The sequence below is a fragment of the Atopobium sp. genome, assembly GCF_034113385.1.
In the GTDB taxonomy this organism is placed as follows: Bacteria; Actinomycetota; Coriobacteriia; order Coriobacteriales; family Atopobiaceae; genus Atopobium.
The window spans coordinates 50,957-62,396 of record NZ_JAXEXL010000018.1 but is presented as its reverse complement, the minus strand read 5'-3'; the positions used below and the strand labels follow the sequence as shown (position 1 = coordinate 62,396).

9 protein-coding genes are annotated in these 11,440 nt (G+C 46.5%); 6 read left to right on the top strand and 3 right to left on the bottom strand.

Translation table 11 applies throughout. The annotated features are described in order from the left end of the window. On the top strand, positions 1 to 505 hold a 505-nt coding region (locus SPD80_RS06225; protein WP_320828980.1), incomplete at its 5' end, for a DALR anticodon-binding domain-containing protein. A 143-nt stretch (positions 506 to 648) separates the two neighbouring features. Here SPD80_RS06225 and SPD80_RS06220 read toward each other — a convergent pair. Next, a complete protein-coding gene (locus tag SPD80_RS06220) occupies positions 649 to 1,722 on the bottom strand; it encodes an AraC family transcriptional regulator (RefSeq protein WP_320828979.1) in 1,074 nt (357 codons plus the stop codon). Between the two features lie 262 nt (positions 1,723 to 1,984). Between SPD80_RS06220 and SPD80_RS06215 the strand changes: the two genes are divergently transcribed. The 5 genes from SPD80_RS06215 (at position 1,985) to SPD80_RS06195 (ending at position 8,985) form a co-directional block, all read left to right on the top strand. Next, the gene (locus tag SPD80_RS06215; RefSeq protein WP_320828978.1) at positions 1,985 to 2,569 is read left to right on the top strand and encodes an MptD family putative ECF transporter S component; all 585 of its coding nucleotides are present in this window, start codon (positions 1,985 to 1,987) and stop codon (positions 2,567 to 2,569) included. Next, positions 2,569 to 3,285 carry an energy-coupling factor transporter transmembrane component T gene (locus tag SPD80_RS06210; RefSeq protein ID WP_320828977.1) on the top strand — a complete coding sequence of 239 codons (717 nt, stop codon included), beginning with the start codon at positions 2,569 to 2,571 and terminating at the stop codon, positions 3,283 to 3,285. The genes SPD80_RS06215 and SPD80_RS06210 overlap by 1 nt, the downstream gene beginning before the upstream one ends. Beyond that, positions 3,273 to 4,688 carry an ABC transporter ATP-binding protein gene (locus tag SPD80_RS06205; RefSeq protein WP_320828976.1) on the top strand — a complete coding sequence of 472 codons (1,416 nt, stop codon included), beginning with the start codon at positions 3,273 to 3,275 and terminating at the stop codon, positions 4,686 to 4,688. The genes SPD80_RS06210 and SPD80_RS06205 overlap by 13 nt, the downstream gene beginning before the upstream one ends. Positions 4,689 to 5,027: 339 nt before the next feature. Next, a complete protein-coding gene (rho, locus tag SPD80_RS06200) occupies positions 5,028 to 7,001 on the top strand; it encodes a transcription termination factor Rho (RefSeq protein WP_407061954.1) in 1,974 nt (657 codons plus the stop codon). Positions 7,002 to 7,524: 523 nt separating this feature from the next. Next, positions 7,525 to 8,985 (top strand): hypothetical protein, encoded by a 1,461-nt coding sequence (locus SPD80_RS06195; protein WP_320828974.1) that lies wholly within the window; start codon positions 7,525 to 7,527, stop codon positions 8,983 to 8,985. Here SPD80_RS06195 and thrB read toward each other — a convergent pair. Both thrB and thrC read right to left on the bottom strand, forming a co-directional pair. Further along, complete coding sequence (thrB, locus tag SPD80_RS06190) at positions 8,966 to 9,898, bottom strand: homoserine kinase (RefSeq protein ID WP_320828972.1); 933 nt, start codon at positions 9,896 to 9,898, stop codon at positions 8,966 to 8,968. The genes SPD80_RS06195 and thrB overlap by 20 nt on opposite strands. Continuing rightward, entirely contained in the window at positions 9,898 to 11,379 is a 1,482-nt protein-coding gene (gene thrC, locus SPD80_RS06185) for a threonine synthase (RefSeq protein WP_320828971.1), read from the bottom strand. The genes thrB and thrC overlap by 1 nt, the downstream gene beginning before the upstream one ends. Positions 11,380 to 11,440 lie beyond the last annotated feature (61 nt).

Below are 11,440 nucleotides of genomic sequence, written 5' to 3'. Positions count from 1 at the left end.
TACTTTGGTATCCAAATCCTCTAATCAGACCATTGATTTTGATATTGAGGCTGTTAAGCAGCGCAATGCTTCCAACCCTGTATTCTATGTACAGTATGCTCACGCACGTATTTGTTCCATCTTGCGTCGTGCTGCGGGTATAGATGATGTTCAAGCCGAGGGCATGGGCATGAATGCTGTAGCAGCTCAAGCAATTGGCGAGACGTACGACCTCTCGTTGCTTACTGATCCTACCGAGCTTCAAATTGCACGTAAACTCAATTCCATGAGCGATATGATTGCCTCTGCAGCACGTGATCGCGCACCTTTCCGTTTGACGCATTACTTGGAAGAGCTTGCAAGTGACTTCCATGCGTTTTACAACAATTGCCAGGTGCTTCCTTCTGAGGGGCGTCCTGTAGATCCAGAGCTGTCTCGTGCACGTTTGGCTGCGTGTGATGCGGTACGCCGCGTCTTGGCTCTTAACCTCAAGATGATTGGTGTTTCTGCACCTACCAAGATGTAACTTGCTTAGTAAGCTTAACTGGACACTTTGAGAATAGGTAATTTGCAGGCATGTAGCTGCGTGTAGCTACATGCCTTTTCTCAAAGTGTATGCCTATGTTGTAGATGCGTACGTTTTAGTGCGTAAGCTAACTTGCTCAATCTTTAGCATCCTTGTTCTTTGAGCCAAGATTTTGGTGACATACCTCTTTGTTTGATAAAAAATATCCGTACTGATGTCGTACTGGTATAGCCAAGCTCATGTGCAATCTGTTTGAGTGTTTTACCGCAAAGAAGACCCTCTTCTATCTTTTGTATGCGCAGCTGTGTAAGTACATCACCAATACTGTGACCTTGTTCTTTTTTAAATTGCGTGCACAGTTTGGTACGCCCCACATGGAAAGCACGAGCAAGTTCATCAAGCGTCGGTGGACAAGAAAGAGAGTCCTGTAGCAGTGCAATGATGGCTTGAGAAAATCGTTTATTTTTGCGAGAAGAACATGCTACCTCTTGGGTTGGTTCAGTATGAGTACAAGAGTCATTAAACGTAGTTTTTGCAATGAGGCTCAGCATAGTAAGTACTTGTGCGTAGGTATCTACCCGTGAGGTTTTCTCAGAAAAATTACTTGGCAAAAGCTTTGCAAAAAAAGTAATAAGTTCTTGGCTATTAAAAATCAGGGGCCTATCAATAAGTGCGCATGCCGCCTGATGTAACTCGTCAAATTGTTGAGCAAGTTTATGCAAAAGCGCTATGGTAAGACACACCGTTGTGCTCGAATACACAGTTTGCGCTTTAATTTCAAATTGATAGGTTCCCGCAGAGTAGGGGAAAGAAACCGTAGCTTGTGGGACACACTGAGTTATAGTCTCAAAATCATCTGTATCAATATGCAGATGGAGGGGCGGAAGACCTTTCTGTTTCCAAATATCATTCATGAGTTCAAGTTCTTGCGTTTGCATGTTGCCAATGCAAACAAAGTCCTCAATAGGCTTTTCTTCGAGCGAAAAGTTTTCAAGTGCAAGCCAGTTCATACGAGAGACAAGACAGCCTTCAAAGGGAACATACCACCAATACCATCCGCGTGCCTGCGCTGTATCTACACGAAAGACTTTACCAACACCGGTCCATTTGTTTTCTGGATAAGCTTTTATCTGCTCCAATTGAGGCATAATTTGCGAACGCATAGTGGGAGAAATATGAGAAAAGGCAGCATAAAATACCTGTTTTGCGTGAGTCATACATCTCCTTTTGTCGTCTGGCTTGCAGTCTGATGTAGTCTTTTGTGTATTCCATACCTTGTGCAATTGTTCGCACAACGTAAAAATCGTTCGTATTTACTCCATTTTGAGACAATCTATACGAAGCATTAGTTAACCTTGACTAACAATTACGATGTTATTTTAACAAAAAAGAGAAGGTTTCGGACTGAGCTGCACTTCATAGCTTGGAGACAGAAAAACAAAAATCTGGAATGCAGTTCACTCAAAGAATAGGAGTGCTATGAATACCGAAAAACTCAACATAAAAGATTTGGTAACCATAGGTATCTTTGCAGTTGTTTACTTTGTAGTGATGTTTGGCTCAGGCATGATAGGCATAGTACCCATCCTCTTTCTTATTTGGCCTACGCTTTTGGGTATTATTGCGAGCACTATTGTTATGCTCTTTATGGCAAAGGTCCCCAAGGCTTGGGCTCTGTTTATTTTTGGCATGCTTGCCCCACTTGCTATGTTTACAGGAGGACATACCATTGCTGTTCCTCTTTATGCTTGTGTTGTACTGCTTATTGCAGAGTTTATTCGTCGTGCAGGTAATTTTAAGAGCATGATGCATAATATTGCAGCCGCAGCAGTCTTTAATGCGTGGTCATGCGGATCGTTCTTGCAGATATTTTTGGTACGCGATAGGTATCTAGAGCTGACTCGTGCAGTAATGGGCGCAGAGTATACCACTGCTCTCGATAAGCTCATGAATTATCCCACAATGGGACTTATCATAGTAGGTGCTCTTGTAGGAGGGCTGATTGGCGGTTTCATTGGAAAAGCTTTGCTCAAGAAGCATTTTGAAAAAGCAGGTATTATCTAATGCAGCAGGATAGCTTTTCTGTTGCAAAAGAGAAACGTGCACAGTTTAATCCAAATCCCTTAAGCAAAATTGTTGTTGTTCTTGCCTTGGACATCATAGTCATCGTGCATCCACTGCCAGATTGGGTGGGGTTGGCTATTGTGCTGGTACTTACCTTGTTTTGTACGCTTGCGGGATTTTTTAGCATGGGACTTAAAGCATGTCTTTTCTATCTGCTGCTTTTTATGATACCGCCAATTGATGGAGTTATGGCTTATCCTGCACTTCTTAAAATGTTTATCTCGTTTTTCTTAATAGTTCGCATATTTTATCTGCCCATATTTATAGGAGCGTATTTGGTAAAAACATCAGATGTGGGCAGCATTTTGTCGTCTTTGGATACGATTCATGCGCCTAAGTCCATCTCTATTCCCATAGCAGTAATGTTTCGCTTTTTCCCTTCGTTTCATGAGGAGAGGCGCAATATTAAGCTTGCCATGAAAGTACGGGGGATATCGTTTAAAAATCCTATTGCCTATGTAGAACATGTAGCAGTTCCTCTTCTTATTATGTGTTCTACTATTGCTGATGACATTGCCAAAGCTGCGGAAGTCAAATGTATCGAGAACCCCACACCGTCCATACGTTACACCGAAGTAAAGTTTCAATTGATTGATGCCGTATTTGTTGGCATTATGGGCGCTTTACTTGTGGGAGGTCTCACATGGTTGAAATAAAAAACCTTACTATTTCATATGGTAAAGAAGCAGCTTGCTCTAGCATTCTTAAAGATATTTCGCTGACAATCCATGATGGTGAGTGTGCAGTTTTTACGGGCAAAAGTGGCTCGGGAAAGACTTCCCTTATCAATGCTATAAATGGACTTGGTCCTCGCTATGATGGAGCACACGTAGATGGGGATATTCTTGTTGATGGGCAAAAGATACATACACTTGAAGTCTTTGAGATTGCACAGCTTATCTCCAATGTATTTCAAAATCCCAAGACCCATTTCTTTAATGTAGACACGACGCTTGAGCTACTCTTTTATTTAGAAAACACAGGGGTTTCTCGCGCTGAGATGGATAGGCGTCTTAAAGATATGTTGACGCTGTTTCCCATAGAACATTTGCTCGATCGTAATATTTTTCAGCTCTCGGGCGGAGAAAAGCAAATCCTGTGTGTTGCTTCGTGCTATATTGCGGGCACAGGTATTATTTTGCTTGATGAGCCATCCTCTAATTTGGATGCACAGTATATTGATTTGTTTCACAACATGCTTGTTCTTTTAAAAGAACGTGGTGTTTCGCTGATACTTTCCGAGCACCGTTTATATTACCTCATGGATATTGTGGATCGGTTTTTTGTGGTAACGCATAGTTCTGTTACGGAATATTGCGTACAAGATGTGTTGGCGTGGTCAGGTGAACAACGAGGCGCCTTGGGATTGCGTGATGTAAAGAAAACAGCGCTTGCAGTACCTATGATACAGACAAAAGAATCATGTCCACATCAAACGGATGGTAGCTTGTACCTGCAATCTCTCTCTGTGGATTTTCCTGGACAATCGGCAGGACTACGGGTGGAACATACTACGTTTGAGATGGGTAATATTTACGGCATTATTGGGCGCAATGGCTGCGGCAAGTCGAGCTTTGTGCGCGCCATGATTGGTGTAAATGCGTACGCACATGGAGAAATCTTTCTAGGCACAAAGAAACTTTCTGCAAAAAAACGTCTTGCTGCTTCGTCACTGGTTATGCAGGATGTTAATCATCAGCTCTTTAGCGAGGATGTCCAAAGTGAGGTTTGTCTTGGCATGAAAGAATATGATTTGCAAGCACGAGACCAGCTTCTTAAAGATCTTTCACTGTATGAGTTGCGCGAACGTCACCCTTTTAGCCTGTCTGGTGGGCAAAAACAGCGTGTAGTGATTGCAGCTACCCTTTTTAAGGGCTCCCGTTTTATCTATTTCGATGAGCCTACTTCAGGCATGGATTATGAGAACATGCTGAGCGTTTCTCGTCTTATTAAGGCGGTATCACAAAAGAATAATATTGTCTTTATTGTGTCTCACGATGTAGAGTTTCTTAATGAGACAGTCGATGCGGTTATAGATCTAGAGCATTGTCGCGCATAAGCTAAAGTATTTGTCACGTATTTTTCAGCATTGGTACTACTTGTATGATATACTCGCTGATGGCTCAATTATCTTGTCTACTTTTTGAGTCTTATTCCTTTTTCAACTTCACAAGTTGTATCAACACCGTGTTGATTTTTAGTATCCATTTGAAGGAGACAAAGCGTGGCAGACACTACTGTCCAGAACGAACAATCAGAACAATCTCAAGCACCTCAAACTACTCAAAGTACCCAAATCAATCAGACTACCCAAACTACTCCTGCAAAACCGCGTCGGAGGCGTACCAAAAAAACCGCTGCTTCTGCTGCTGTAACGGATGATGCGTCTACGCCAGCAATGGTGCCCTCATCATCTGCTGTGGTGGCAAATGCGGGCATTACCGCTGCTGGGGGTGAGCCCATTGTGTTGCCCAAGCGTCGCCGTGGTCGTCCTTCTAAAGCAGAGAAGGCCGCCTATGAGGCAGCGCTTGCAGCACTACAGGCAGCTCAAGCTACACAGGCTGCGCAAGCTACATCAGCGCCAGTGCCACAGGTCTTGCATGCGTCAGACACGGATGCCACCGCAAACACTTCTCCTGCGTCCTCCACGTCTGGCAGTACAACTACTGCAAAGGGTAAAGACGTTAAGAAAATGACTAAGCGTACGCAACGTCATACCAAGGGGAGCAATAAGGTGGAGCCTGCTCCTACGCAGACTCTCTCGGAAGCGGAAGCAGCAGCTCTTGTAGCTGCAGCACAGAGCGTGGACACATCAGCTGATGCGGCACCTACAGCAGATGCACCAGCAGAGCAACAAGAGTCACGTGCTCCTCGCCGCCGCCCAGGACGTCCTGGTCGTAGTGTTAAAAATCTGCAGGACGTACAAGGTTCTGCCAACAATGGTTCTTCTCGTAATTCCAATGCTCAAAATGACCGCGATTCTCGCAATGATAAAGATACTCGTAATGAGCGTACTTCGCGCAATGAGCGTAATAATAACCGTCGCAATAACAATCGTCGTAACAATTTTGTAGACACCAATGCAGAGCCGTCGCTTACCCGTGAGCAATTGGCCGAGATGAAGGTGGCTGAGCTGCGCACTAAGGCTGCTGAGCTCGACATTGATTTTGTGGGCGTTAAAAAGACCGACCTTATTGAGTTGATTTATACCGCAGCTGCTCGCGCTGAGGGCTTTAGGCAGGTTTGTGGCGTGCTGGAAATCCAGAAGGAAGGCCACGGGTTTGTTCGCTGCGATGGGTATATGCATGGCCCTAACGATGCGTATATCTTTAGCCAGATGATTCGCCAATATAGCTTGCGACCTGGCGATTATATTGAAGGCGTTGTAGTTCCTGCTCGTGGAACTAACAAATCTTTGCCTCCCGTTGGACGCATCACATCCATTAATGGTCTAACGCCTGAGGAGGCTCGTAAGCGTCCCAAGTTCCGTGACCTTACGCCTATTTATCCTAATGAGCCGCTTAGACTTGAAAACGGTAAGGATTCCATTACGGGTCGCGCAATTGATTTGGTTTCTCCTATTGGTAAGGGTCAGCGCGGTCTGATTGTTTCGCCCCCTAAAGCTGGTAAAACTACGGTGCTTAAGCATATTTGCCAGTCTATTGCTGTCAACAATCCCGAGGTACATCTTATTTGTCTTTTGGTGGACGAGCGTCCTGAGGAAGTTACGGATATGCAGCGTTCCATCAAGGGTGAGGTTGTGGCATCCACCTTTGATATGCCTGCCGAGAATCATACCGCTGTTTCCGAGCTGGTAATTGAGCGTGCAAAGCGTCTGGTAGAGTTGGGCGGGGATGTAGTAGTTGTACTGGACTCCATTACACGCCTTGCTCGTGCTTACAACTTGGCGCAGCCTGCAAGTGGTCGTATTTTGTCTGGTGGTGTAGACTCTGCAGCACTGTATCCGCCCAAACGCTTCTTGGGTGCCGCGCGCAACATAGAAAATGGTGGCTCGCTCACCATTATTGCCTCTGCGCTTATTGATACGGGCTCGAAGATGGATGAGGTAATCTTCGAGGAGTTTAAGGGCACCGGCAATATGGAGCTTAAGCTTGATCGTGATCTGGCCGATAAGCGCATCTTCCCGGCAATTGACCCCGTGGCTTCTGGCACTCGTAATGAGGAGCTACTCATTGATCAAGCATTACAGCCATTTGTATGGGGTATTCGCCGCATTCTTGCCAACATGAACAATGTGGAGCGTGCTGAGTCTTCGCTGGTTAAGGGACTTAAAGCAACTAACAACAATGAGGAGTTCCTCATTCGTTCTGCTAAGAAGGCTCAAAACGCTGAGCACGTGGATGCTTTATAGGGTTCATAGAAGCGCGTGTCTTGTAACTGCATAAGCAGACATACAAACGTATACAGAGTAATGTTCGGGCGCTCGCTCTTTAGGTAGCGGGCGCCCGTTTTTTGCGTACAAAGATGAGGCGCTTGCAAAAATGGGGTGCTTATAAAGATGGGATGTGGGTTGTTTTGGATTCTGTCGTGTCATTATTAAAATTAATAATGACACGACGCGCTGAGAACTTACTCATGACACAACGTTTATGGCGTGATGCATTGAGGGCTAAAACCGAACTTTTTTGCCCGTTTGTAGCAAAAAAATTATAAAGTTACCTACTATTTTGTATTTCTCGATAGTTTTTTGTCCAAGTCACGCTACACTCAAAAAAGATATGTTGAACTTAGGTTTAGCAAGCGACGGTACACACTCTTAAAACAAACTACGCCGTTGTGTTTGTGTTGGTCAGCTGGTATGGCAAGACTAACCTTATATCGTAGCTAAGATTGTTACCGCCCTTGCAAGTCTTGCAGGGAAGGTATTGAGGAATATGAAACGCTATAGTACACATCCAGCAGTGTATGCTGGACTGGTGAGCGCTGTATGTATGAGCGTTCCGCGTACCGCTATGGCCATTTCTGCTCAGACTATTTCCTCGCTACCTGGTCCTCGTGTGATTATTCCCGCTGCTTTGGCAATCTGTGCAGGTATCGCGGGTGTCACATATGCTGTTGTTCGTAAGCAACGTGCGGCTATGGATAATTCTTGGCAAACTGAAGATGTCATTTGGCATCGGATGAATGACATGGCCTCTTCCGCCGAGACCTCTTTTGCCGGCACTTCTGCCGAAGACTCTGCTGCTGGCGGCCCTTCATCCAACCTGTCTACTTCCACTCAGAAGTCCTCACAGGCTGCGACTTCCTCTGCTGTTGCAGGTGCTCACGCAGCTCGTGATTACGAGCAAATTGCTCAGAACTATGTTGATACACAGCGTTATAAGCAGCGTGTTGCCATCCAGCAGCAGGGTGTAAAGGTTACTCTGCTGGAGCGTTTGGGAGCTCGCTTTAGTGGCAGTATGATGGACGGCTTGCCCATCATCGAGCGTGCCGACGGTTCTGTTGGTGATGTAGGAACCACTTGGTGGGAGGCTACCGTTGGCCCCAACATTACCCGTGGCAGCTTGTTTGAATCGTTGCCAGATGATCCAACGGTGCCTCAGCCTCAAACGCCGACGCCAGCAGAGGCTCAGTCACGTCGTCGTCATGCAGAAGTGGTTTCTCGTGTGGCTCACCTGGACTTGGGCATGTACCCTGAGCGCCGTGAAAGTGAAGAGTTAAGCAACAAGCGTGATATGTGGGAGCTTGCCCTTGCCGCATTAGATGAGAAGCTCGACGATACCGGCTCCGTTGCTGTAAATATTCCGTCTTCTGCGCCTAAGCCTGTTGTGGCGAGTGCTGCCGTAGAGCTTACGGGACAAATGGTTTGTGCTACATCTGATGGTATCCAGGCTGTAAAATCCAACAGCGTATCCACCATTGAGTCTGGTAGTGCCAACAGCAAGATTACCGCTGACGCTCAGGTATCTAACACACCGGTCGCTACGCCAATCACCGCGTCAGTAGCCAAACAAGCTGCGCCTTCTGCGATGCCCAGCGCGTTTGACATGGACGCGCTTGATGAACCTGACTTCCTTGAGCCCGGCACCGAGGTGCTGCACTTCCGTGCTCCTGCTAACCATCCTGAGATTACGGATGAGAAAAGCTATGTAGCATATCTGATTTCTGATGAGGAAGAAAAGGCTCGCTCCAAGCGATATGGTGCACATGCAAAGAAGTATGATTACCTGCGTGTTATTGATGGTGGTACCAGTACACGGCTACAGGTATTGCAGCCAACTAAGAAGAGCAGCTACAAGCCTCGCCATATGAAGCATGTGCCTGAAGCCACTGAGCCTACCTCAACAAGGGATGACTCATTTGTTATGGAGCAAATTATGGCGCAGCAGGGCTAATCTGTACTCCTGATTGAGTTGCGCGTAAATCACGTACCCAATAGTTTGGATAAGAACTGCGGATGGCACTCATAAGTGCCTCTGCAGTTTTTTGCTCATGGGTAACCGCAATCATGCTTGAGCCAGAGCCAGAAATCATAAAGCCATCAGCACCATGCGCCAATGTGCAGGTACGCAGGTGTTCGTAATCTGCAATAAGTTGCTTACGATATGGTTCATGAAGACGGTCTGTATTGGCAGCCGCAAAAAGCTCCATATTTCCCGAGGTTAAAGCCTCAATGACGCCAACTACACGCCCCATTTGCCAAACGGCATCCTCAAAAGGAACGGTAGCGGGTAGCACGCGTCTAGCATCTGCTGTGCGCACCTCATAGGGGGGAGCGATGGTAATAAAATGCAGGTCAGCGCATACATCAAAGTGAGTCGAGAAAACCTTGCTCTGGAAGCGTTCATCGGTGGTGTTGGCAGGGGCAGCGGAGGTATCTATAGGAGCAGTAAACGAGCTTACTAGCCCACCCATAATGGCGGGAGCTACGTTATCAGGATGGCCTTCCAACTGAGTGGCCATATCTAAGGTAAATGCTTGGTTGTAAGCACGACCGCTGAGGATTTGTGCTGCTACAACGCCTGCTACGACGCAAGCAGAGCTTGATCCTAAGCCACCCGATAGAGGGATGCCAGAATCTATGGTTAGATGTACGGGAAAGGGCGTGTGTCCCAACTCAGTTAGGGTGTTACAAAAACTGGTCCATACAAGATTGTCGGCAGTGCAAAAACGCGGATCACAGCCGTCAATACTCAGTTCGTCTGCGCACTCAAAGCTAAATCGTGCGTATAGGTTTAAGGCCATGCCCAAACAGTCAAAGCCAACGCCTAAGTTTGCCGAGGTAGCAGGTACGGTTATACAAACCATTAAAAACTCTTCTCACACGCAGCGGATACAACAGCTCCCATGGCATCAATGGAACATACGTGGGGATGCAATACCTGTGCAGTATGCAGGCTGCTCAGTTGTTGTGGTGCAGGAATGCCCGTGAGGCGTTGCAGTTCACGCATGGCTTCAAAGCCAGAACGTGTGCAAGCTGTGCCGGTTACAGCCTCAAGCACATCTGCAGAAAACTTATATGCGTTGGCAGTAGCAAGTACTACACGGCATGCACAAGCTGGCTGAACTGCGTCCATAACACTCGTGGCAACGGCGGTGTGGGTATCTAAAAGGACCTTCTCGTTAGTCCAGGCCTTATGGATGGCAGCACGTGTTTGGGTGTCATCAGCGCGGCCACAGGCAAAGGTATCTTGCAAGGCGCTGAGAAGATCTTTGCTAATGCGATAGAAGCCTTGTTCTGATAACTGAGTCATATAGCTGCTAATGCGCTCACAATCGCCATTGGAAAGCAGGTAGAGCAAGCGCTCCAAATTGGAAGAAACCAAGATGTCCATAGAGGGAGAGATGGTCTTGTTAAAAGCACGGCGGCGGTCATAGACTCCGGTACGAATAAAATCAAACAACACATCATTGGCGTTGGAAGCAACGGTAAGTTTTGCTATGGGCAGACCCATAAGCTTGGCAAAGTAACCGGCAAGCACATTGCCAAAATTGCCCGTTGGGACATAAAACTCAAGGGGGTCGCCCAGCGTTAATGCTCCTGAACGAACGAGCTGTGCATAGGCGTCAAAGTAGTAGACCACCTGAGGTACGAGCCTGCCAATATTGATGGAGTTTGCGCTTGATAAAACAATGTTGTGAGCAGCAAGTCGTTCTGCTAACTTGCGGTTGGCAAAAATATGTTTAACCTGTGTTTGGATGTCATCAAAATTGCCCGCAACACCGCTTACGGCAACGTTGTTGCCAGTTTGGGTTACCATCTGCAATCGCTGCACGTCAGAGACTTTGCCTTCAGGATAAAACACGGTAATGCCTGTGCCAGCAACATCTGCAAAACCAGCTAGGGCAGCCTTACCTGTATCTCCTGAGGTAGCAGTCACAATCATGACGTTGCGGCCATCACCATGCCTAGAAACACGCATAAGCTGTGGAAGCATTTGCAGGGCGATATCTTTAAAAGCGCTGGTAGGGCCATGCCACAGCTCAAGTACCCATGATGTGCCCAAAGGAGTAACAGGCGTTATGGCGGGGCTATCAAAGCTGGTGCCATAAGCTGCCTCCACGCACTTCTCTACCTCTTGAGCCGTAAAATCATCCAATAAAGTGTGCAGTATCAATATGGCATTGTGCATGAAGCTATTGTTACAAATGGTTTGAAGGTCCACGCGTTTATCTGCCAGATTGTCACAGATAAACAACCCTCCGTCAGCGGCAATACCTTGTAAAATTGCTTGCTTACTTGTTAATAGTTCATGTGTAGAACGCGTGCTGTGGTAAAAAGTACTCATAAGCTACTCCATAGCTATAGCAATTTAAGCAAACCTATGCATATAGTAACGGTAAAAGGAA

What these genes read in the sequence shown, in the direction of transcription:
- SPD80_RS06210 (WP_320828977.1), top strand. Translation starts at nt 2,569, where the DNA reads ATGCAGCAGGATAGCTTTTCTGTTGCAAAAGAGAAACGTGCACAGTTT.
- SPD80_RS06220 (WP_320828979.1), bottom strand. Translation starts at nt 1,722, where the DNA reads ATGACTCACGCAAAACAGGTATTTTATGCTGCCTTTTCTCATATTTCT.
- thrC (WP_320828971.1), bottom strand. Translation starts at nt 11,379, where the DNA reads ATGAGTACTTTTTACCACAGCACGCGTTCTACACATGAACTATTAACA.
- rho (WP_407061954.1), top strand. Translation starts at nt 5,028, where the DNA reads ATGGTGCCCTCATCATCTGCTGTGGTGGCAAATGCGGGCATTACCGCT.
- SPD80_RS06205 (WP_320828976.1), top strand. Translation starts at nt 3,273, where the DNA reads ATGGTTGAAATAAAAAACCTTACTATTTCATATGGTAAAGAAGCAGCT.
- thrB (WP_320828972.1), bottom strand. Translation starts at nt 9,898, where the DNA reads ATGGTTTGTATAACCGTACCTGCTACCTCGGCAAACTTAGGCGTTGGC.
- SPD80_RS06215 (WP_320828978.1), top strand. Translation starts at nt 1,985, where the DNA reads ATGAATACCGAAAAACTCAACATAAAAGATTTGGTAACCATAGGTATC.
- SPD80_RS06195 (WP_320828974.1), top strand. Translation starts at nt 7,525, where the DNA reads ATGAAACGCTATAGTACACATCCAGCAGTGTATGCTGGACTGGTGAGC.